Annotated in this window: 19 protein-coding genes; 7 read left to right on the top strand and 12 right to left on the bottom strand. The window is 64.9% G+C overall.

The features are described 5' to 3' along the window. Positions 1-20 precede the first annotated feature (20 nt). The 6 genes from A9W99_RS26715 to A9W99_RS22895 all read right to left on the bottom strand — a co-directional run bounded on the left by A9W99_RS26715 (position 21) and on the right by A9W99_RS22895 (position 6293). Entirely contained in the window at positions 21-185 is a 165-nt protein-coding gene (locus A9W99_RS26715) for a hypothetical protein (RefSeq protein ID WP_156623241.1), read from the bottom strand. A 112-nt stretch (positions 186-297) separates the two neighbouring features. Next, on the bottom strand, positions 298-996 hold the full coding sequence (locus tag A9W99_RS22915) for a C39 family peptidase (protein ID WP_253870238.1): 699 nt from the start codon (positions 994-996) through the stop codon (positions 298-300). A 304-nt stretch (positions 997-1300) separates the two neighbouring features. After that, positions 1301-1678 (bottom strand): DUF4189 domain-containing protein, encoded by a 378-nt coding sequence (locus tag A9W99_RS22910; protein ID WP_067383652.1) that lies wholly within the window; start codon positions 1676-1678, stop codon positions 1301-1303. Positions 1679-1756: 78 nt separating this feature from the next. After that, positions 1757-2491 carry an LppX_LprAFG lipoprotein gene (locus tag A9W99_RS22905; RefSeq protein ID WP_067383789.1) on the bottom strand — a complete coding sequence of 245 codons (735 nt, stop codon included), beginning with the start codon at positions 2489-2491 and terminating at the stop codon, positions 1757-1759. 131 nt (positions 2492-2622) lie between these two features. Next, entirely contained in the window at positions 2623-4542 is a 1920-nt protein-coding gene (locus A9W99_RS22900; RefSeq protein ID WP_067383649.1) for an ABC transporter ATP-binding protein, read from the bottom strand. Beyond that, the gene (locus A9W99_RS22895) at positions 4539-6293 is read right to left on the bottom strand and encodes an ABC transporter ATP-binding protein (protein ID WP_067383645.1); all 1755 of its coding nucleotides are present in this window, start codon (positions 6291-6293) and stop codon (positions 4539-4541) included. The genes A9W99_RS22900 and A9W99_RS22895 overlap by 4 nt, the downstream gene beginning before the upstream one ends. Before the next feature lie 208 nt (positions 6294-6501). Here A9W99_RS22895 and A9W99_RS22890 point away from each other — a divergent pair, with 208 nt between their 5' ends. Together A9W99_RS22890 and A9W99_RS22885 are read left to right on the top strand one after the other, a co-directional pair. Beyond that, positions 6502-7059, top strand: coding sequence for a DUF3558 domain-containing protein (locus tag A9W99_RS22890; protein ID WP_067383643.1), 558 nt, complete (start codon positions 6502-6504; stop codon positions 7057-7059). An 8-nt stretch (positions 7060-7067) separates the two neighbouring features. Next, the gene (locus A9W99_RS22885) at positions 7068-7631 is read left to right on the top strand and encodes a DUF3558 domain-containing protein (protein WP_067383641.1); all 564 of its coding nucleotides are present in this window, start codon (positions 7068-7070) and stop codon (positions 7629-7631) included. Positions 7632-7639: 8 nt separating this feature from the next. Here the strand turns inward: A9W99_RS22885 and A9W99_RS22880 are convergent, their stop codons facing one another. Beyond that, positions 7640-8146 (bottom strand): histidine phosphatase family protein, encoded by a 507-nt coding sequence (locus A9W99_RS22880; RefSeq protein WP_067383638.1) that lies wholly within the window; start codon positions 8144-8146, stop codon positions 7640-7642. Positions 8147-8180: 34 nt separating this feature from the next. After that, positions 8181-9554, bottom strand: a complete 1374-nt coding sequence (locus A9W99_RS22875; protein WP_067383635.1) for an HNH endonuclease signature motif containing protein — start codon at positions 9552-9554, stop codon at positions 8181-8183. Positions 9555-9798: 244 nt separating this feature from the next. Between A9W99_RS22875 and A9W99_RS22870 the strand changes: the two genes are divergently transcribed. The 4 genes from A9W99_RS22870 (at position 9799) to A9W99_RS22855 (ending at position 16535) form a co-directional block, all read left to right on the top strand. Further along, positions 9799-10944 carry an exonuclease SbcCD subunit D gene (locus tag A9W99_RS22870; protein WP_067383632.1) on the top strand — a complete coding sequence of 382 codons (1146 nt, stop codon included), beginning with the start codon at positions 9799-9801 and terminating at the stop codon, positions 10942-10944. Continuing rightward, positions 10941-13565, top strand: a complete 2625-nt coding sequence (locus A9W99_RS22865; protein WP_067383630.1) for an ATP-binding protein — start codon at positions 10941-10943, stop codon at positions 13563-13565. Before A9W99_RS22870 ends, A9W99_RS22865 begins: the two co-directional genes overlap by 4 nt. A 53-nt stretch (positions 13566-13618) precedes the next feature. Next, positions 13619-15208: a GMC family oxidoreductase gene (locus tag A9W99_RS22860; RefSeq protein WP_067383627.1), complete on the top strand. Its 1590-nt coding sequence runs from the start codon at positions 13619-13621 to the stop codon at positions 15206-15208. 67 nt (positions 15209-15275) lie between these two features. Continuing rightward, the gene (locus A9W99_RS22855; protein ID WP_067383625.1) at positions 15276-16535 is read left to right on the top strand and encodes an alpha/beta fold hydrolase; all 1260 of its coding nucleotides are present in this window, start codon (positions 15276-15278) and stop codon (positions 16533-16535) included. Between the two features lie 37 nt (positions 16536-16572). Here the strand turns inward: A9W99_RS22855 and A9W99_RS22850 are convergent, their stop codons facing one another. Genes A9W99_RS22850 through A9W99_RS22835 form a run of 4 tightly spaced genes read right to left on the bottom strand, consistent with a single transcriptional unit; the run spans position 16573 to position 22055 of the window. After that, positions 16573-18240 (bottom strand): ABC transporter family substrate-binding protein, encoded by a 1668-nt coding sequence (locus A9W99_RS22850; protein WP_371514980.1) that lies wholly within the window; start codon positions 18238-18240, stop codon positions 16573-16575. Between the two features lie 26 nt (positions 18241-18266). Continuing rightward, the gene (locus A9W99_RS22845) at positions 18267-20111 is read right to left on the bottom strand and encodes an ABC transporter ATP-binding protein (protein WP_067383619.1); all 1845 of its coding nucleotides are present in this window, start codon (positions 20109-20111) and stop codon (positions 18267-18269) included. Then, positions 20108-21028 (bottom strand): ABC transporter permease, encoded by a 921-nt coding sequence (locus A9W99_RS22840; protein WP_067383616.1) that lies wholly within the window; start codon positions 21026-21028, stop codon positions 20108-20110. The genes A9W99_RS22845 and A9W99_RS22840 overlap by 4 nt, the downstream gene beginning before the upstream one ends. 49 nt (positions 21029-21077) lie before the next feature. Continuing rightward, complete coding sequence (locus tag A9W99_RS22835; RefSeq protein ID WP_067383614.1) at positions 21078-22055, bottom strand: ABC transporter permease; 978 nt, start codon at positions 22053-22055, stop codon at positions 21078-21080. Between the two features lie 259 nt (positions 22056-22314). Between A9W99_RS22835 and A9W99_RS22830 the strand changes: the two genes are divergently transcribed. Further along, the gene (locus A9W99_RS22830; RefSeq protein ID WP_067383612.1) at positions 22315-22806 is read left to right on the top strand and encodes a carbonic anhydrase; all 492 of its coding nucleotides are present in this window, start codon (positions 22315-22317) and stop codon (positions 22804-22806) included. Positions 22807-22823 lie beyond the last annotated feature (17 nt).

The raw sequence follows: 22823 nt of genomic DNA, 5'->3' as shown, positions 1-22823 counted from the left end.
ACGTGCCGCCGCATTACTCGTCATTCTGATACGAAGTCCGCGAATTCGGTAATGATGGCGCACTCGGCATTTGCTTCTTCTGCGCGCAGGCGGCCTGCGATCGCCCGGCGTTCCCACGCTGAGCTGCGGCCCCCACGCTCGTCGAACGAATGCTCAAATGTCGGTGTTATCAATGCGATCAGCATTTTCCCGCACCAATTGTTTTGGCGTACAGTCCAGCACGCAAAGGCAGGCAGCCGCCCGATACGTGCACCGGTTGGCTGCCTGCCGTCGCGATTGACCGCATTGACATTGGGATCAAGTGGTCGTCACAACTCCCTCGTTGCTGGTCTCCCAGGCCTGCATGAAGAGCGACAGGGGGACCTGCTCGTCTTTGCCCTTCGGGGTGCCGCTGTCGTTGAGGTGCACCACGTTGTTGGCCGTGTCGATACCGGTCACCACCACCGCGTGGTCAGACACCGGGTTGCCGTTCTTGTCCTTGCTCTCGATCGGCTTGTGCCAGATCATCTCCGCGTTCACGCTGACGATCAGCTTGTGGCCGCTGCCCAGCAGTTGCTCGAGTCCCTCGATGCCGGCCGGAACGCCCGTCTTGGCGGAGTAGTTCTTGTTGCTGTAAACGGCCTTGACCCCGTACTGCTTCAGCAGCTCCGGAAGGTCCGGCATCACGGTGCCATTGCCCTCGGTCTTGTCACCCTTGACCGGCTTGATGTAGATCGAGCCGCTGTGGGCGATGCTCGGGGTGGTCTCGGCCACCTTGATGATGGCTCGCTCTGAGGGTTCCTTACCGGTGACCTGCCCGACCACGTCGGCACTGGCCATGATGGCGCAGTCGTCGTAGTTCTGGTGGCGCCACCACTGGGCGGCGGCGGCGGGGTCGCCGTACATGGTGCCCCCGGCCGCCTCGGCCGTGCCGGTGGCCAGACCCAGCGAGATGGCTGCGGCAACCGCGGCCAACGTCGCGGCCTTGGCGATTTTGGAGATCCTGATGGTCTTCACTAGTCGTTCCTTTTCTCGTTCCGCTGTGGCGGAGTGGCTTGTTGAGAAAAGGTTCGAGCGTTGACCTAGTCGTTATCTCCACGAATCCTTGAAGAGATCTCGCGCCGGTGTCGCAGGCCTGAGATTTCAGCCGAAGTCCAGCTCAGAGCGCATTCGCTGACGTCAGCGTCGGGCCGCGGGCATCAAGCCGCGAAGCCAGCCGGCGGGCTTTGCCGAGCACGTTTTGGTCACGCGATCACCCGGATATACCGGGTGATCGTCGACAACGATTACGGACGTGCCGTGTTCGCCTCGCCGCCGAGCTTTAGTTGCAACCCCAGGCGACGATCGTCCCGGAACCACCGCCGAGGTTTCTGACGGCGGCCAGCTCTGCTTCCGTCAGCGTGTTGCCGTAACCGCCCATGTACATGGTGGCGTTCTCGGCGACGGCGCCGCAGTTGGTGAAGTCCACCAGGACCTTGCAGTCGGAGTAGCCGCAAGCACTCATCGCCCCGGCATCCGCCGCCGATTTCGTCGATGCGTGCAACGCCCTGCCGTACACCCGATGAGCGGGGGAGACGGCGATCGCGCCATGCTGGTCGTCGGCGCTTGCCGTCGGGGCCAGGGTGGCGGACATCGCGGTCACCACTGCCAGGCTGCTGACCACGACCGCAGCGTGTCGCCGAAAAGCGCGCATTTCCATGATGGTTCCTTTCCCGGGCCGACGGGCCGGTGGAGTTGAAAACGATTCGGAATGCATGGTGGTCGGATCCGGTAGTGGCTATACCGGCGGTTTGGTGGCGGTGACCTGCTTGCCCCAATCGGACATGGTCAGCGTGATCGTGCTGTTCTCCGCGGGGACGAACTGGAGCTTGACGAGGTGGTGGGATCCGTCGGACGCGATCCACACGGTGGTGGGTTCCTGTGTTTCGGTCTCCGGGCCGAGACGACGTCCGGCCAGCGTGGCTACGTCGTTGGATGACGACGTGCCCGTGATCTTGGTGGTCGCGATGCCGTTCACCTGCTCGGTTCCGGCCACCTTCGGGTTCTTGAGGTTGGCCAGGATGTGGGCGAGGCCCTTGTCGGGATCCAGCAGCGTTCCCACGTCATAGATCGATACGCCGTCACCGTAATCGACGTACTTTCCATCAGTACCGCCCAGCTCGGCGTACAGGTGGCCGTCGATGAACACGAACTTCGAGTCCTCCGCTTTCGAACCGACGGTCAGGGTCGCTGTGCCGGTGGCGGCTTGCGGGTTCTTGGATACGTCTCCGTCGAGCTTGGTGAGCGAGAGGTTGGGCACGTTGCCCTGCACCTCGACGTTCAGGTGCATTCCGGTGACCTGCCGCATCGCGTCGGCGGCCTGCTTGACGACGTTCGCGGCATCGACATTCGGCGCCGGCGAGGATCCGCCGCCACCCTTGTTTTTATCTGAGCCGGAGCAGCCACTGATCGCGAACACCACGGCCAGAATTGCGGCCATGACGGCGACTACGGTCCGATGGGGAAACTTCATCGACATCTCCTTCGGTTGGCTCACTTGTGTTTGCCGCAGAGAGTTCCTGTGCAGCGAAGTTAACAGCCGAAGAGAGCCTATACCGCAGATAATGGGCCGGAATGCGGTTTTGGAAGCCTGAGTTTGGGTTCTTACCCGGCCCCGGTCATCCGGTAGTACTCACCGCGGACGGCGATGAGTTCGGCATGGCTGCCTTGTTCGACGATCTTGCCGGCCTCCATCACCAGGATGCGATCGGCATCGCGGATCGTCGAAAGCCGGTGCGCGATAATGAAACTCGTTCGGTCCCGGCGGAGTTCGCAGGTTGCGCGCTGGATCAGGGCCTCGGTGCGGGTGTCGACCGAGCTGGTCGCCTCGTCCAGGATCAGCACCTGCGGCCGGGAGAGGAATGCTCGTGCGATGGTGATGAGCTGTTTCTCGCCGGCGCTGATGTTGCCGCCGTCGTCGCTGACCCGAGTCTGATAACCGGCAGGCAGCCGACGCACAAAGTGGTCGACGTAGGCCGCCTCGGCTGCCTGCGCCACTTCGTCCGCACTGGCTTCGGGCCGTCCGTAGGCGATGTTCTCGGCGATCGTCCCGTCGAAAAGCCAGGTGTCTTGCAGCACCATGCCGATTCGGGATCGCAGCGCCTGCCGGCTCATGGTGGTGATGTCCATCCCGTCGAGCAGTATGCGGCCGGAATCCACGTCGTAGAAACGCATGAGCAGGTTCACCAGTGTGGTCTTGCCGGCTCCTGTCGGGCCGACGATCGCGACGGTGCTGCCCGGCTCGGCCACCAGCGACACGTCTTGGATCACCGGGATGCCCGCCCGGTAGGCGAAGCTCACGTGATCGAACTCGACGCGTCCGGTCGGCGCCTGGCCGTTGGGCGATGTCACCGGCGAGGCGGCCGCCGCGGTTTCCGCGGTTTCTTCGGGTTCGTCGAGTAGATCGAAAACGCGCTCGGCGCTGGCCACCCCGGATTGCAGGGTGTTGTACATACCGGCCACCTGGTTGACCGGCGTGGTGAACTGCCGGAGGTATTGAACGAACGCCTGGATGCTGCCCAGCGTGATCTGCCCGGCAGCTATCTGCAGTCCACCCACCACGGCGACTGCTGCATAGCCGAGGTTGCCGATGAACGTCGTCGCGGGTGACACCAGACCCGAGACGAACTGGGCGCCGAAGCTGGCCTGGTAGACGTCGTCGTTCAACTCGCGAAATCGTTCCCGTGCCGCGTCCTGGTGGCCGAACGTCTTGACCACGGTGAAACCGCTGTAGGTCTCCTCGATATGGGCGTTAAGCCGTCCGGTCCTGGTCCACTGGGCCACGAACAGCCGCTTGGAGCGTCGCGCGATGGCCCGGGTGGCCAGCAGCGACAGCGGCACCGTCAGCAGCGTGATCAACGCCAGCAGCGGCGAGATCGACACCATCATTGCCAGGACCGCCACCACGGTGAGCAGCAACGTCAGCAACTGGCTGATCGTGATCGACAGCGACGTCTGCAGGTTGTCGACGTCGTTGGTGACCCGGCTCAGCAGCTCGCCGCGCTGACGTCCGTCGAAGAAGGCCAGCGGCAGCCGGTGCACCTTTTCCTCGATGTCGGACCGCAACCCGACCATGGTGCGCTGCAGCGTCACGTTCAGCAGCCGGGCCTGAACCCAAAGCAGCAGTGCGGCAAGCACATACAGGGTCAACGCCAGGGCCAGCGTCCGGCCCACCGCACCGAAGTCCACACCGCGGCCTGGTACGACGTTCATCCCGGACAGGAGGTCGGCGAACGCGGTGTCTCCTCGTTGCCGGGCGGCGGCGACGGCCTGCGCCTTGGTGATACCGGCGGGCAGTCCTTTGCCGACGACGCCGTTAAACAGGAGATCGGTCGCGTGGCCCAGGATCCTTGGCACCGCTACGCCAATCGCGGTGCCGGTGATCGCGAGCGTGATCACCACTGCGACCAGCCGGCGCTGCGGCGCGAGGCGCTTGACCAATCGGGTCAAGGACCCGGTGAAGTCGCGCGAGCGCGCGCCGGCCGCCGGCGGGGCGCGCGGCGGTGCGGCAACCGGCGCGCTCATGGTCGGCTCCGCTGATCTCGAGCACCGGAAAGCATCGATTGTGAGTCCGCGAACTCGGCATAGATGGGGCAGTCCATCAGCAGCGAGTCATGTGTGCCCGCGCCGACCAGCCTGCCGTCGTCGACGACGATCACTTGGTCAGCCGCCGATGCCGTCGAGATCCGCTGTGTGACAACGATAGTCGTGGCATCGCGGGCGATCTCCCGCAACGACGCGCGCACCCTCGCCTCGGTGTGCACGTCCAGTGCGGAGAACGCGTCGTCGAACAGATAAATGGCTGGGCGGCGGATCACGGCCCGGGCGATCGCCAGGCGTTGTCGCTGCCCGCCGGAGAAGTTGACACCACCTTGTGCGACGCGCATCTGCAGCCCATCTGCGTGCGCTCCGACGAAGTCGTCGGCGGCGGCCACCCGCAGCGCTTCCCACATCTCGTCGTCGGTGGTGTCGGCTTTGCCGTAGCGCAGGTTGTCGGCGATGGTGCCGGAGAACAGATAGCCGCGCTGTGGCACCAGCCCGATGCCCGACCACAGCGTCTTGATGTCGTAGTCGCGCACGTCGACACCATCCACCAGGACAGCGCCGTCGGTGACGTCGTAGAACCGGCAGATCAGCGATATCAGTGTCGACTTGCCCGAGCCGGTGCTGCCCACGATTGCGGTGGTGGTGCCCGGCAGTGCGGTCAGGTAGACATCCTGCAGTACGGGTCGGTCGGCTCCCGGATAGCGGAAGGTCGCGCCGTCCAACCGCACGGTGCCTTTCGCGCCGGGCGCGCCCACACGCGGGAACTTCGAGTTTTTGACGGCGGTGCGGGTGGCGAGCACCTCGGTGATGCGCTGGGCACACACGGCCGCTCGCGGCAGCACCGCCAGTGTCATCGTCGCCATCATGACCGCCACCAAGATCTGGGTGAAATAGGCGAGGAAGGCGAGCAGCGAACCGACCTGCATGTGGCCGCTGTTGATTCGCAATCCGCCGAACCAGACCAGGGCGACGCTGGACACGTTGATGGTCAGCGTGGTGACCGGCAACGTCAGCGCCTGCCAGTTGCCCGCGGTCACCGCGGTGTTCGACAGCGCCACGTTGGCCCGGGCGAACCTGTCCCGCTCGAAGCTTTCACGGGCGAACGCGCGGACCACTCGGACACCCGAAAGCTGGTCGCGCATAACCCGATTGATGCCGTCGATCATGCTCTGCATGGCACGAAACATCGGCAGCATCCGCGAAATTATGAAATAGTTGGCCCCGGCCAGTATCGGCACGCTGATCAGTAGCAGCCACGACAACCCGGCGTCCTGGTGGATGGCCATCACGATTCCACCGACCGACATGATCGGTGCGGTAATCAGCACGAGACAGGTGATCTGGACCAGAAATTGGATCTGCCTGACGTCGTTGGTGGTGCGGGTCAACAACGTAGGTGCGCCGAACCTGCCCATCTCGTGTTCGGAGAAGGTGGTGACGTGGTTGAACATCGCCGAGCGCAGGTCGCGGCCGAAACCCATGCCCGTCCGCGACCCCAAGTAGGTCGCCCCAACTGCACAGAGCACTTGCAAGCCGGTGACGGCCAGCATCAGCAGACCGAGCCGCACGATGGTGGAGGTGTCACCCTTGGCAACGCCGTCGTCGATGATCGCGGCGTTGACGGTCGGCAAGTACAACGATGCCAGGGTGCTGATGAGCTGCAGCGCCATGAGCGCCGCCACGAGCCCGCGGTACGGCCGTATGTACTGGCGCAGCAGTGCCAGGAGCATTTGGTAACTGTCGCACATCCGCATGCTTTCGATGCGGGGACCGCGTGACGGTTCGCGGTTTGCGCCGCACCGGCCGGCGTGTGCGAAAAGCCTGCTCAGGTAGCGTGTCGGTGGTTGACCCCCTGGGCTGACGCTACAGTGCATCGTGTGACCAGCAGCAGCCCTGGCAGCAGACCCACCAGCAGACCCAGCAGCAGAAGAGGTAGCGGTGCGGCGTAACTTGACGGCACTGGCGGTGGTGGCATCGGCCTTGACGATCTTGATCCCGACGGTGGCTGGGTGCTCGGGCTCCGGCGACAATAAACCGGGCGCTTCGACGCCGTCGGGCCCGGGAAGCGGCGAAGGCCATCACGGGCCCTTCTTCCCGCAGTGCGGTGGCATCAGCGATCAGACGGTGGTCGAGCTGACAAGGGTGTCGGGTCTGGTCAACACCGCCCGCAATTCGGTGGGTTGCCAATGGCTGGCGGGCGGCGGTATCAGTGGCCCGCACTTCTCTTTCTCCTGGTATCGGGGTAGCCCGATCGGGCGGGAACGCAAGACCGAGGAACTGTCGCGCGCGAGCGTCGAAGACATCAATATCAACGGTCACGGTGGTTTCATCGCTGTCGGAAACGAGCCGAACTTGGGCGACTCACTGTGCGAAGTCGGAATCCAGTTCCAGGACGACTTCATCGAATGGTCGATTAGCTTCAGTCAGAAGCCCTTCCCGCCGCCGTGCGATATCGCCAAAGAACTGGCCCGTCAATCGATTGCGAACTCGAAATGACGGGCTGGATGGGTCGCGGGGGGCGCGGCAGAAGAGGCTTGATTGTCTGTCTCGCGGTGTTGATGAGCGCTCTGATGGTGTTGACGGGGTGTTCGCGGTCGATATCGGGCACGCCGGTCAAGGCGGGTGGCGCCGGGACTCCGCGCAACAACAAATCCGAACAGCAATACCCCAACCTGCTCAAAGAGTGCGAAGTCTTGACCAACGACATACTGGCCAAGACCGTGGGCGCCGATCCACTCGATATTCAGAGCACGTTCGTCGGAGCGATCTGCCGATGGCAGGCGGCCAACCCGGCGGGTTTGATCGACATCACCCGGTTCTGGTTCGAGCAGGGCAGTCTGAGCAACGAGCGCAAGACCGCCGAGGGGCTGAAGTACAAGATCGAGACGCGGACGATCCAGGGCGTGAATTCGATTGTGATGCGGCCCGACGACCCGAACGGCGCGTGTGGGGTCGCCAGCGATGCGGGCGGCGTGGTCGGCTGGTGGGTCAACCCCCAGGCGCCCGGTATCGATGCGTGTGGGCAGGCTCTCAAGCTCATGGAACTGACGCTGCAAACCAACTCGTAGGCGTAGCCCTAGCGCGGCACGTGGAACTCGACGAGAGCGCCGCCGCCCGGACCGACGTGGTCCCAGCCCACGGCTAGCCGCAGCACGGCGATCGCCGAGGTCGGAAATTTCTCCGAAATGCGTTGCACAGCATCCGAGTTGGTGCCGCGCTCGCCGGCCAGGATGATCGCCACGTTCGATGTCGTCGGCTCGTGCCCGACGACCAGCAGGTTGCTGACGTCAGCCGGAACTTTGTTGATCTCCTCGATCACCGTGCCGGGCGCGGCGCCGTAGAGCCGTGCGACGTACCGCACCGGCGCGTCAATACCGGTGGCCTCCAATGTCTTCCGCGCACGGATCGCCGTCGAACACAGCACGCCGTCGAACGCCGGCAGGTTGGCGCGCAACCAGTCACCCGCCAGCCCGGCTTCCCGGAGACCCCGGGGGGCCAGTGGCCGGTCGTGGTCGTCGACATCTTCGGGGTACGCCGACTTCGCGTGGCGCATCAGCACAAGATTGCGGTGCTGCTCATTCATCGGACTCACGTTAGTGACTGCGGATGCGAAATCGCTACGGCGCGTCGTCATCGTCGTTCCCGTCGGGCAGTATTCGTTCGGGGTGGTGGTAGTTGTTGGTGCGGGGTTGGCCGTGGTCGAGATGCGGGGGTGGGATCCATTCGGTGGTCCCGTCGGATAGTTTCCTTGTCCGCCAGCCCATGTCGAGCAGTTTGTGGTGGCGTTTGCAGGCGAAGGTGAGTTTGTCGATATCGGTATTGCCGCCGCTGGCCCACTCGTCGGTGTGGTGGACTTCGCAGTAGTAGCCGGGAACGTCGCAGCCGGGGTAGGTGCAACCGCGATCCTTCGCATACAGGACCACGCGCTGATCGGGTGAGGCGATGCGGCGGGTGCGCCCCAGGTAGAGGGGCCGGTTGGTGTGGTCGTCGAACACGGCGAGGTAGTGATTGGCGTGGGCGGCCATGCGGATCAGGTCGGCGATGGGCAATACGGTGCCCCCGCCGGTCACGGCTTGGCCCGCGGCGGCGAGGAGTTCTTTGAGGGTGGTGGAGGCGACGACGGCGACGGGAAGCCCGTTGTGGTGACCCAGTGTGGGGTCGCCGAGTTGGCCGCGGACCAGGGCGTTGAGCGCGTCGTGTTGGCGTTGAGCGTGGCTGCGGGTATCGCTGCGGGCGGCCTCGTCGCTGGGCTCGCCCTCCACGCAGGGGCTCTGGTCGTCGGGGTTGCACATGCCGGGGGCGGCGAAGTGGGCAAACCAGGCCTCGAGGTGGGCGCGCAGTTCGGGGGTGGCGATCAGCTTGCCCAGGCTCATGCCGTCGCGGCGTTGGGGGCTCCAACTGAAGCCGCGTTGGCGGGCGCGGTCGTCGTCGGAGAAGGTGCCGTCGGGGTTGATCAGCACCGCGGCGCGGTTGGCGACTTTGTGCAGTTGGTCGGGGCGCAGCTCGCCGGCTTGCTCGGCAAGCAACTGCTCGGCATGCTCCACGACGGCCACCGCGGTGTCGCCGGGCAGCTCGCGCACGAAGGTCTGAATCACTTTCAAGTGTTGAGCGTCGAGCAGGCCCTCCCGCCACGCGACGGCGGTGGCCGGCAGCTCCGGCGGTAGTTGTTGGCCGGTCAGCGTGAGGCGCGGGGACAGCTGGGTGACGTCGTGGATGCGGCGGCGGGCTTCGGCGGGGCTGATGCGCAGCCAATCGGCGATCACCTGATGCGCCGGCCCGCCCAGTGCGGCGGGATCCTCGCGGGTCAGCCCGGCGATGACATCGTGGCTGAACGCGATCTGCTTTCGGCGGGCAGTCTCTAACTGTTCGAGCACGTGCAGGCGCACCGGGGGCGCCAGTTGATCGAGGTTCAACGCACCCATCCCGGCCAGCGCCGTATCGAACGCATCGAGCGCGGCGGTCACCTCCACCGGCACCTCAATCGAAAACATGTTCGAATCCTATGAGGCCCTGGGAACTCACCGCCAGCGCAAGAAGCGCGTCTGTGGATAAACCGTCAAGTGTGGACAAACGCCGCTCGGGCTAAGCGCGGCCCGCCGTCACCACACTGAAATTGCGTAGAAACAAGGGCTTTTGAACGCTCGCGGCTGACCTGCCGAGCGGCCTCCCGCTTCTTGTCGGTGCGCAGACCTACACTCGCGGTGCCTCGATAACCACGTCTCAAGGAGGGACCGGATGCGATTTCTGCACACTGCCGACTGGCAGCTGGGCATGACCCGGCACTTCCTTGCCGGGGATGCCCAGCCACGATATTCCGCTGCTCGACGCGACGCGGTGGCCGGTTTGGGCGCGGTCGCAAACGATGTGGGCGCCGAGTTCGTCGTGGTGGCCGGTGACGTGTTCGAACACAACCAGCTCACCCCTCAGGTCATCGGCCAGTCGCTAGAGGCCATGCGCGCCATCGGAATTCCCGTATACCTGCTTCCTGGCAACCACGATCCGCTAGACGCCACGTCCGTCTACACCGGCGCACTCTTCACCGCCGAACGGCCGGACAATGTGATAGTGCTCGATCGAGCCGGCATCCATCAGGTGCGGCCCGGACTAGAGATCGTCGCCGCACCATGGCGATCCAAGGCCCCGACCACCGACCTGGTCGCCGAAGTCCTCGACGGGCTGCCGCCGGAGCCCGTCACCCGAGTCTTGGTGGCGCACGGTGGCGTCGACGCACTCGACCCCGATCGCGACAAGCCCTCCGTGATCCGGCTTGCCTCGATCGAAGCCGCGCTGGCCCGGGGCGCGATTCACTATGTGGCCCTGGGTGATAAGCATTCGGTCACCAGGGTCGCCGACAGGGTCTGGTACGCCGGCTCACCGGAAGTCACCAATTTCGACGACATCGAATCCGATCCAGGCCATGTACTCGTCGTCGATATCGACGAGGACGACCCGCGGCGCGCCGCGACGGTAACGGCCCGGCATATCGGCCGGTGGCGCTTCATCACGTTGCGCCGACAGGTCGACACCAATCGTGATATCGCCGATCTGGACATGAATCTGGACCAATTGACCGACAAGGACCGCACCGTCGTCCGGTTGGCATTGACCGGCTCGCTGACGGTCACGGACCGTGCCGCGCTGGATGCCTGCCTGGACAAGTACGCGCGATTGTTTGCCTGGCTTGGTCTTTGGGAGCGCCACACCGACCTGGCGGTGATACCTGCGGACGGGGAGTTCACCAATCTCGGTATCGGCGGTTTTGCCGCCGCGGCAGTTGACGAACTCGTTTCGACAGCATGCGCGGACGACGCGGAGTCTGCCGTCGACGCGCAGGCTGCGCTGGCGCTGTTGCTTCGGCTCGCCGATCGGGGCGCCGCATGAAACTGCACCGGCTGGTACTGACGAACTATCGCGGCGTCACTCACCGAGAGATCGAGTTCCCCGACCAGGGTGTGGTCGTGGTATGCGGCGCCAACGAGGTCGGCAAGTCGTCGATGATCGAGGCTTTGGACCTCCTACTGGAATCCAAGGATCGTTCGACGAAAAAGGAAGTCAAACAGGTCAAACCGACCAATGCCGACGTCGGCTCCGAGGTCGCCGCCGAAATCAGCAGCGGCCCTTATCGTTTCATCTATCGCAAGCGGTTTCACAAAAAATCCGAGACCGAGCTGACCATGCTGGCGCCGCGCCGCGAACAGCTGACGGGCGACGAAGCTCACGATCGAGTCCGCGCAATGCTGGCCGAGACGGTGGACAACGAACTGTGGCATGCCCAGCGGGTCCTTCAAACCGGGTCGACGGCAGCGGTGAATCTGTCCGGCTGCGACGCGCTTTCGCGTGCGCTCGACGTCGCCGCGGCGCAATCCGACACCGACGCGGCCCTGTCGGGCAGCGAGCCGTTGCTCATCGAGCGGATCGACGCGGAGTATGCGCGCTACTTCACCCCGACCGGGCGGGCCACCGGGGAGTGGGCCGCCGCAATCTCGCGGCTGGCCGAAGCCGACGCCGCGGTCGCGGAGTGCACAGCGGCGGTCGCCGAGGTGGACGAACGGGTAAGCCGCCACGCGCTTCTCACCGAGCAGGTCGCTGAGCTTTCCCAGCAGCGGCTGGCTACCGGTCCTCGGCTCGCCGCAGCCGAGGCTGCCGCGGAAAAGATCGCTGAGCTCAGCGGTCAGGCGCACGAGGCCAAACTCGTAGCAGACGCTGCGGCCGCCAACTGCGCTGCGTCGAAGGCCGCCCATACCGGCCGGCTTCGTCTGCTGACCGAAATCGACAGTCGCACAACAACGCTCGCGGAAGCTCAGGTGGAAGCACAAGCGGCCGTCGAAGCGCTGGAGGTGGCGCGAGCCGAGGCCGAAGCCGCGGACGCCGGCGTCGAGGTAGCGACGGCCGCCCTTGCGGACATTCAGACTCGCGTGCAATCGGCGCGGCGTGCCGTAGACCAACTCGCCGCGTTGGAGGAGGCGGACCGGCTGAGCGCCCGGCTGGACAAGATCGACGGAATCCAACGTGATTCTGATCGGCTCGGCCAGGAACTGTCGGAGGTCGTCATCACCGACGAGCTGTTGCGACGAATCGAGAACGCCGCGGCCGCAGTCGATCGGACCGGCGCCCAGCTGGCGTTGATCTCAGCTGAGGTGCAAATCACCGCCGCCGCGGACCTCGAACTGATGGCCGGCGAACAACGGGTGTCGTTGTCGGCGGGTCAGAGTTGGTCGATCGCTGCCGCCGAGCCCACCGAGATCAAGGTGCCCGGTGTCCTCACCGCGCGTGTCACGCCCGGCGCCACGGCGCTCGACATACAAGCTGAACACGCTGCCGCACAACAGGAGTTGACGGCCGCGCTGACTGCCGCTGATGTCTCCGACGTGCACGCCGCACGTGCTGCCGACGAACGCCGCCGCGAACTGCGCAGCAGCCGCGATCGATTGACCGCCACCCTGGCCGGCCTGTGCGGCGATGACGAGATAGACCAACTCCGTTGCCGGCTGGCCCAGTTACGGGCCGAACAATCCGCCGAAGCCGGCACGCTCGATGCCGCAACCGCACGCGCCGAGCTAAAAGCGGCCGAAACCGCTCGCGCGGCTGCGGACGCCGATTGCGAAGCCAAGCGCCGCACCGCAGCCGCCGCCGGCTGCCGACTCGCCGAGACATCCACGCGGGCAATGGTCTTGCAAGAATATGCGGCAACACAGCGCGCCGAGCTGGATGCCGCCACCGACCTGCTGGCAAAAGAGCGGGCGTCGGTCAGTGACGTGGAACTGGCGTCGGCGGCAGACGCCGCACTGGCGGCGGCGCAAGGCGCGGAGCGGCGGGTTGCCGAGCTGACCGAGGAGCTGGCCGCCGCCGAACCAGACGCGGTCGCCGCCGAATTGGCCGATGCCGCCGCCGCGGCTGAGTCGCTGCATAAAGACTATGAAGCGGCGTCGCGCGCGTTGCGCGAAGTCAGCATCGAACTCTCGGTGTTCGGGGGTGAGGGCCGCCAAGGCAAACTCGACGCCGCACAGACCGAGCGTGAGCACGCGATAAGCCAGCATGCCCGGGTCGGTAGCAGGGCCCGCGCAGCGCAGCTGTTGCGGTCGGTGATGGCCCGCCACCGCGACGCCACCCGACTGCGCTACGTGGAGCCATACCGCGACGAGCTGCAACGGCTCGGCCGTCCGGTGTTCGGGTCCACCTTCGAAGTCGACATCGACAGCGACCTGTGCATCCGCAGCCGTACCCTGGACGGCCGCACCGTGCCCTTCGAATCTCTGTCGGGTGGCGCCAAAGAGCAGTTGGGCATCCTGGCGCGGCTGGCCGGCTCGGCGCTGGTCGCCAAGGAGGACAGCGTGCCGGTGGTGATCGACGACGCGCTGGGGTTCAGCGATCCAGACCGGCTGGCCAAGATGGGGAAGGTGTTCGACACCGTCGGCACCCACGGACAGGTGATCGTGTTGACCTGTAGCCCCGACCGCTACCTGGGGGTCAAGGGGGCGCATCGTATCGATCTCGACGTTTAGTCATCGGCGGCTGGCCAGCACGTCGTACACTCACTCGAAAACGGGGATGTGCGATGGACATTCAGTGCGACTACGTCGTCGTCGGCACCGGCTCGGCCGGTGCGGTCGTGACCAATCGGCTCAGCGCCGACCCAGGCACCGCGGTGGTGGCATTGGAAGCGGGCCCACCCGACAAGAACAGATTCATCGGGATCCCGGCAGCCTTCTCCAAGCTGTTCCGCAGCGAGATCGACTGGGACTACCTGACCGAGCCCCAACCGAGCCTCGCCGATCGCCAGATCTATTGGCCCCGAGGCAAGGTGCTCGGCGGATCCTCGTCGATGAACGCGATGATGTGGGTGCGCGGGTTCGCCGGCGACTACGACGAATGGGCCCTGCGCGCGGGGCCGGAGTGGTCCTACACCGAAGCGCTCGGCTACTACCGCCGCATCGAAAACGTCGAGGACGCATGGCACTTTGTCAGCGGTGAGGACAGCGGAGTCACCGGGCCGTTGCAGATTTCGCGTCAGCGCAGCCCGCGACCCGCTACCGGGGCATGGCTGGCCGCCGTGCGGGACTGCGGCTTTCCCATGGTGCAACCGAATACGACTGTGCCGGAAGGGTTCTGCGAGACGGTGGTCACGCAGCGCCGCGGTGCTCGGTACAGCACTGCCGACGCCTACCTGAAGCCGGCCCGACGGCGAAAGAACCTCAGCCTGCTCACCGGCGCCACCGCGACACGAGTCGTCTTCGACGGCAACCGCGCGGTCGGTGTGGAATACGAGCAGGATGGTCGAACATGCGTCGCCAACGCCCGACGCGAGGTGGTGCTCTGCGGCGGTGCCGTCAACAGCCCGCAGCTGCTGATGCTCTCGGGCATCGGCGACCGCGACCACCTCGCCGAACACGGCATCGAAACGGTTCACCACGCACCCGAGGTGGGGCAGAATCTGATCGATCACCTGGTGACCGTGCTGGGCTTCGAGGTCGGCGGCGACAGCCTGGCCGACGCCGAAAAGCCCACCCAACTGATCAACTACTTAACGCGCCGCCGTGGCATGCTGACCTCCAACGTCGGTGAGGCCTATGGATTCGTCCGCACCCGGCCCGAGCTACCGCTTCCGGACGTCGAGCTGATCTTCGCTCCGGCACCGTTCTACGACGAGGGCCTGCTCACCGAGTCACCAGGGCATGGCGTGGTCTTCGGGCCGATCCTGGTCGCACCCGAAAGCCGCGGCCAGATCAAGCTGCGGTCGGCGGATCCGCATGATAAACCGGTCATCGATCCGCGGTACCTGTCCGACGCGAACGGGGCCGACCGTGCCGCGATGATGGAAGGCCTGCGGATGTGCGCCCGGATCGCCGCGGCCCCGCCGCTGAAAAGCTTGCTCGGCGCCATCGCACGACCCCGGAACTGCACAGAGTTGAATGAGGACACCCTGGAAAAAGCGCTGACCACCTGTTCGCACACTTTGTATCACCCCCTGGGCACCTGCCGGATGGGGAGCGACGAGGCGAGTGTGGTGGATCCTCAACTGCGGGTCCGCGGCGTGGATCGCCTGCGGGTTGCCGATGCCTCGGTGATGCCCAGCACGGTTCGCGGCCACACCCACGCGCCGTCGGTCCTGATCGGAGAGAAAGCGGCCGATCTGATCCGCGGCTGAAACATGCCGTGCGAACTGCGCGCTTCACGCGCCCTCGGCACAATGGGGCAGTGACTGGCGGCAACCGATGACGATGAACGCCAAACGGCGCCGAGTGCACGACAAGCTGGCGGGCATGCCGGGCGTGCGGCCCGTGCGCCGGCCCGTCTCTCCGGACAGCGGTGACGAGTTCGATCTGTACTACGTGCGCACCGGCCGTAAGTCCGCACACCCGCTGGTGATCCTGCCCGGCGGGCCGGGCGTGGCGTCCATGCGGCTGTACAAGGGATTGCGCCGCCGTTTCGCGGCCGCGGGTCTGGACGTCATCATGATCGAGCATCGTGGGGTCGGCATGTCGCGACACGACGACTCCGGCGCCGACCTGCCGCCCCAAGCGCTCACCGTCGATCAAGTGGTCGACGACGTCGCCGCGGTGCTGGACGACGCACATGTGGAGTCGGCTGTCGTCTACGGGACGTCTTACGGCACCTACATCGCGGCCGGACTGGGCGTCCGCCATCCCGGTCGGGTGCGCGCGATGATCCTCGATTCGCCCCTGCTGTCCCGCGATGACATCGCCGATGTGCGGGACGCCATTCGCGGCCTGCTGCTGCGTGGCGACCATCCGGAAACCGCCGCGCTGGCACCCAAGGTTCGCCGGCTGGTCGACGAAGGTGTGATGACCCACTCGGGTGGTCAGATCGCCGCGAGGTTCTACGGCTACGGCGGGACCGACCTGCTCGAGCGCCAACTCGACCTGTTACTCACCGGGCGAACTATGTTGTGGCAGAGCATGCTTCGGTTCGGCACCATTCTGGCCCGCAAGGCGCCGTACCGCTTCGAGACCGATCTGGTCAACCGCATCGCGCTCCGCGAACTCGACTACGCTCCGAAACCCGACGGCCTACCTCTGGACCCTGCCATTGCGATGCGTGAAATGATCCCGCAGACAGCACCTTTCGAGGCAGAGCCATATGACCTGGTCGCCGAGATGCCGAAATTCGGCTGGCCCACTGTGGTCATTTCCGGCGGCCGCGACCTCGTCACGCCGCCGGCGGTGGCTGAGCGCATCGCATCACTGGTGCCGGATGCGGTGCTGCTGAGCCTGCCGACGATGGCCCACGGCGCGCTGGACTTTCGTGAGGCTGCCGCGCTTGCCGTCGCGGAGGCGGTATGCGGCGGTGAGTTCGACGGACTTGCCGAGCGGGCGGCGGCCTTGGATGCGCTTCCGGAGCACCCGGCAATGCGTGTGCTTTGGAAGGCAATTCGGGTGGCCGCCACCGCCGAGCGCGCGTTGCCGTTCATATGGCGAGCAGACGCAAAATCCCCCAAAATCAGTGCGGATTAGGCGATTTTGCGTCTGCTCGGCGGCGATTCGGCGTCTGCTAGCGAACGAATCCCACTGCAGTCCAATCCACGTCGGCCAGCCCAAACGCGCCGAAGTTCGCCAGATCGCTGCGCACCGCCACATCGCCGGGCGACTGGAACAGCGGCAGGCTGAATCCTTCCCACCAGAGCATCCTGTCGATCTCGTTGGCGAGCGCACGGGCTCGGTCCGGGTCCAGCTCGGACAATGCCTGGTCGATCTTGGCGTCGATCTCCGGGCTGCCTATTTTGCCGAAATTGCTTTCGCCCTTCGAAGCGTATATCTGACGCAGTGCTGAAAGTGGATAACCACCACCCACCCAACCGAATTCGACGACGTCGAAGTCGCCAGTGCTCACATACTGACTGAAGAATCCGGTGCCCGGTTTGGGGTCGAGCACCAGCTTGACACCGATCTGCGCCAGGTTCTGCTGGGCGACAAGCCCGATCTGCCGCCGAAACTCCTGATCGTAGAACGGATCACGAATGACGAGTTGCTTGCCGTTCTTCTCGCGTACCGCTCCGTTGAGCTTCCAGCCCAAGGCGTCGAGCTCTTCGCGGGCCCGGTCGGGGTTGTAGGCGGCCGGTGCGCTGTTGTCTTGGTAACCCAACTGCCCCGCCATGAAGATGTGGTTGTTCAGCGGCGTCGGATGCGGCGTCAGGCCATGCTGGACTACGTCGGCGATGGCCTGGCGGTCGATGCCTTTGCTGATCGCCAGCCGCAGCCTGGGGTCCTCCATGATTGATCCGCGCGCGCCGTTGAAGGTGATGTGGTACCACTCCAGCGCTGGCGCGCTTCGGATCGCAATCCCCGGTGTGCGCCGCGCGGTGACCATGTCGGCAATGGAACCCACGTCGGCGGAATCAATCGCATTGTTCTGCAGGGCGGGGATGACGCCGAGGGGATCGAGGACCAGGAACGTGATGGAGTCGAGCCGCGGCTTGGCTCCCCACCAACGGGGATTTCGAGTCAGCACAACCCGCTGTGCGGTTCGGTTGATCGTGGAGACGACGAATGGTCCCGCTGACGGGCCGGGTGCGTTGAGTTGGCCCTTGTTGAACACATCCGGGTCCGCCGTCATGCTGTGCGGTTGCAGGCCGCCGAACAATGCACGCCATTCCGAATACGGCTTGTCGAAGGTGACCACCGCTTGGCGGTCGTCAACGCCTCTGGTCACCGACTTCACCTGTTCATAACCGGAGCTGCTGGCGATCAGGTACCGCTCGTCGCGGCCGCTGCAGGCGTGCGCCAGGGCCGCGAGGTCCTCCCAGACGATCGGGGTGCCGTCGGTCCATACCGCTTTAGGGTTGATTGTGTAGGTGACGACCTGCGGGTTGGTACCGGTCAACTCGACGTTCGTGAAGTAGTCGGTGTTGAGCCGCTGTGAGCCGTCGGCGCTGGTGATGAAGACTCCCGGCAGCGTCGGGCCGATAACCGATCCGGTGGCTGCCGTGTTGCCGTCGATGTTGGACACGTTGAAGTTATCCGGGAACATCGTCAGCGAAAGCCGCAGATTGCCGCCGTCGCGCAGGGTCGCCGGGTCCCGGGGGTTGATGTCGCTGGTGGTGCCGATCCGTGCGGCGTGTGCCTCCGTGATGTCGCGGTAGCCATCCGAGCAGCCGGTGGCGACCAGCACAGCGCCCAGCGCCAAAACCGCAACCTTGCGAACAGTCTGCGCGCGCCTCACCCGCACGATGCTAACCGCCGGCGACATCAATCTCCCTGGGGTCGCGCCCGCGGAACCGCAGCCAGCAGTCGCTGCGTGTACTCGTGTTGCGGGTTGCTGAACACCTGATCGCCGTCGCCCTGCTCCACGATCGTTCCCCGATACATCACCGCCACCCGGTGCGCCAAGTGTTTCACCACTGAAAGATCGTGCGACACAAATAAATACGACAATCCGAAGCGTGCCTGCAGATCAAGGAGCAAGTTGATGATGCCCGCTTGAATCGACACGTCGAGCGCCGAAACCGGCTCGTCGAGGGCAAGGATCTTCGGCTGCAAAGCCAGTGCCCGCGCAATGCCGATCCGTTGCTTCTGCCCACCGGAGAACTCGGCGGGGTACCGGCTGGCGGCGCCACGGTCGAGTCCGACGACCGAAAGCAGCTCGGCGACCCGCTCCTCGCACCGCGGCCTGTCGAACCCGTTGGCCACCAACGGTTCAGCGACAACATCGAACACCGGCAGGCGTGGGTCCAGCGAGGCCACAGGGTCCTGGAACACCACCTGCAACTCGGTCCGGAGTTTGCGACGGGCGGCCTTGTCGAGCGACGAGACGTCGGTGCCGAGAATCTCGATGGAACCCGCCTGCGGTGCGTTGAGTTCCAGAACCTGAGTGAGCGTTGTCGATTTGCCCGAACCGGACTCGCCGACGATGCCCAGGGTGCGGCCTTCTTCCAGGGTGAAACTCACGCCGTCGACCGCGCGTACCTCACCCACCCGCCTGCGCAACACCACTCCCTTGGTGAGCGGGTAAGTCTTGGCGAGATCCGTAATCTGCAGCACCGTCCGGGGCTCCTCGGCCGTGCTTTCCATGTCGGGCGGTTGCGTTGAAACGCCGAAGATTTCGGCCGCGCTACGTCCTGCGACGTCGTTGGTGCGGATGCACGCCGCTCGATGGCCGTTCCCCACCACGACGAGATCGGGTTCCGCCGAACGACATCGATCGATCACGAGTGGACAGCGGGGGGCGAACGGGCACTCATCGAGGGGCAGTGACGACATCGTCGGCGGTGCACCCGGAATGGGAATCAGCCGGGTGCCCTGTGGCGCGTCAAGTCTGGGCACCGAACCGAGCAACCCGACGGTGTACGGCATCCGGCGATCGCGGTAGAGATCTTCGACCGCGGCGATCTCGACGCCACGCCCGGCGTACATGACGATTGCCCGGTCGGCGAACTCGGACACCACACCCAGGTCATGGGTGATGATCAGCACCCCGGCGCCGGTCACGTCTCGCGCAGTTCTGAGCACATCGAGGATTTGGGCCTGAACGGTGACGTCCAGCGCGGTGGTCGGTTCGTCGCAGATCAACAGGTCGGGATCATTCGCGATCGCGATCGCGATCACCACCCGCTGGCGCTCGCCGCCGGATAGCTCGTGCGGGAAAGCCCTGGCCCGGCTTGTCGGCTGCGAGATGCCAACCAGCTCGAGTAGCTCGACGGCACGCTTGCGGGCGTTCGCTCGGCTGATGTCGCGGTGGTGAACTTCGATCGCTTCGGCGATCTGGTCGCCAATGGTGTAGACCGGGGTCAGCGCCGACATCGGGTCCTGGAATATGGTGCCGACCGCGTTGCCGCGGATCCGTGACATCGCCTGGTCGGACAGTCCGAGCAATTCCTCGTCGCGCAAGCGGATCGATCCGGACACCTTCGCGTACTCGGGTAACAGTCCGATTACCGCCATCGCCGCAGTGCTTTTGCCCGAACCGGATTCTCCGACGATGGCGACGACTTCGCCGGGATCGATGTGGTACGTCATGCCCCGCACCGCGGCCACCGCAGCGTGCCCGGCGTCGAAGGTGACGTTCAGATCCGTCACCTCCAACAGCGCCGTCATTGCCGCCTCTTGCGGCGCTGAGGACTGCGCGGGTCCAGCGCGTCCCGCAGGCCGTCGCCGGCGAGGTTGGCGCACAGGACAATCAGAACCAGCGCCCCAGCGGGAAACAGGAAGACCCAGGGGAACGTGGTGACTGAAGGCTCGCCGTCGGCGATCAACGTCCCCAACGACACATCGGGGGGCTGAACACCGAATCCCAGGAAGCTCAAACCGGTTTCGGCGAGGATCGCGAGTCCGACATTCAGCGTCGCGTCGATGATGAGGATGGACGCCACGTTGGGCACGATGTGATGCACAATGACCCGTCGGCTGGAGACGCCCATATACCTTGCCGCACGGACGAATTCGCGTTCCCTGAGGCTCATCGTCAGACCGCGCACCATGCGCGAGCTGACCATCCAGCCGAAGATCGCGAGGAGCACTATCAGCCAGAAGATGTTGCTCGACCCTTTCGTGCGCTGAGCGACGATGGCGATCAGCAGAAAGCTTGGCACCACCAGCAGCAGGTCAACCAGCCACATCAAGGCCCCATCGCGCCAGCCGCCGAAATAACCTGCAACTGAGCCGACGGTGGCGGCGATGGTCGTCGAGATCAGAGCCACGCAGAAACCGATCAGCATCGACTTCTGCATGCCGCGCAGAATCCGGGCCAGCAGATCCTGACCGAGGGCATTCGTGCCGAACCAGTGCTTGAGTGACGGTGGCTGCAGCAGCGCGTCGAGGTCGAGATGGTTGTAGTCGTAGGGAAGTAGGGGCGGCAGCGCGTAGCAACCGGCAAATCCCACCAGCAGCAGAATAACCGCGACGACCGCGGGCCTGTTGCGAAAGAATCTGCGCGCTATCAGGTTTCGCCGTGAGGTGAAGGTGCCCGCCGGGTGTACACCAGACTTGACTTCCGCGGTAGCCCCGCGAGTCATGAGCGCTGCTCCTCGGCATCATGTCGTTCTGCGGCGTCGCCGGTGTGCATCACGAGACCCGCACTCTCGGGTCCAACAACGCATAGAAGACGTCGGACAACAGTCCGGCGAGCAGAACTGCCGCGCCGGAGAACAACGTAATGGCGGCAACGACATTGGTGTCCTGCGTGGAAATGCCTTGTACCACCCACTCGCCCATGCCGTGCCAGCCGAAGATCTTCTCCACGAACACTGCGCCGACAACCAAGCCGCTGACCCCGTAGGCGAACAAGGTGGCCAGTGGAATCAGCGCGGTGCGCAGTCCGTGTTTCAACAGCGCACGCCGGCGGGTCAGGCCCTTGGCACGCGCGGTCCGGATGAAATCCTCGCTCAGTACGTCCAGCATGGCGTTGCGCTGGTAGCGGCTGAAGCTTGCGATTGCGAGCAAGGCCAAGGTCAGCGTCGGTAAAACGAGGTGTTGCACGCGGTCGACGAAGTGGTTCCACATCCCGGCGGGCGGAATCGGTGAAGTCTCGCCCGTGTATTGGAAGATTCGCAGCCCGGTGAGCATGTTGACGCGCAGCCCGGCCAGGATGAGCAGTCCCGCCAGCACAAACGAGGGAACGCTCAAGATGATCAACGACAGCACGGTGATGACGCGGTCGCTGAACCGGTACTGACGGATGGCTCCCCAAGCCCCTACGATGACGCCGATTATCGTGCCAAGCGCCGAACCGGTCACCACGAGCCGCAGACTGACCCCGATCCGATGCCACAGCTCGTCGGAGACGGGGTGACTGGTCACCGTTTTGCCGAAGTCTCCACGGACCGCACCGGACGCCCATTTCCCGTACCGGATGGGTATCGGTTTATCCAAACCCAGTTCAACCTTCTTCGCATGGATCGCCTCCAGCGAAGGCGTCGGGTGCCGCTGGATATAAGTCTCGAGCGGGTGAAACATCACCGACGCCAGGCAGAAGGCCAAGAAGGACGCGAGGATCAGCAGCACGATGTAATTGAGCAGCCGGCGCAGGAGGAAGCGAATCATGCTTGATCGCCCCGCACGCGTCGCATTGGGACAGGTTAAGAGATGTCCGGCCGCTTGGCGCGGACAACGTCGCCGTCCAGTCCAAATCCTGATGGTGGCGACCCGCCCCCCAGCGCGCGCTCACGATCGCCACGACTGGCGCCACGTCATTCCATTCCGGTTGATCCAGACCCGTGAAATCCCGGCAGTCGGTTGTTAAAATCCACCGCGGCATCGATCTGCGTAGCAAATTCCATCCCGTGATCCCGAGGAGACTGGCGTGACGGTTACCGAGGAATATTTGGCCAACAACGCCAAATACGCGAGCAATTTCAAAGGTCCGCTACCGATGCCGCCCAGCAAACACGTCGCGGTCCTCGCGTGCATGGACGCCCGACTGGACGTGTACCGCCTGCTCGGACTCAACGAGGGTGAAGCTCACGTGATCCGGAACGCCGGCGGGGTTGTCACCGACGACGCCATCCGCTCGCTGGCCATCAGCCAGCGGCTGCTGGGAACCCAGGAGATCATCCTGATTCACCACACCGACTGCGGCATGCTCACCTTCACCGACGACGACTTCAAGCGCAACATTCAGGAAGAGACCGGGGTGAAGCCGCCCTGGGCCGCCGAGGCGTTTCCTGATGCTGAGGAAGATGTCCGGCAGTCGTTGCGGCGCATCGAGAACAGTCCGTTTGTCAACAAGCACGTGTCGCTGCGTGGCTTTGTCTTCGACGTCGCCACCGGCAAGCTCAACGAGGTCACGCTGTAGCGGCCGAACATGCGCCG

The sequence above is a fragment of the Mycobacterium sp. 1164966.3 genome (genome assembly GCF_001665395.1).
Classification (GTDB): Bacteria; Actinomycetota; Actinomycetes; order Mycobacteriales; family Mycobacteriaceae; genus Mycobacterium.
Note: the sequence above shows the minus strand (reverse complement) of the source record. Positions and strands in the feature narration are given on the sequence as shown.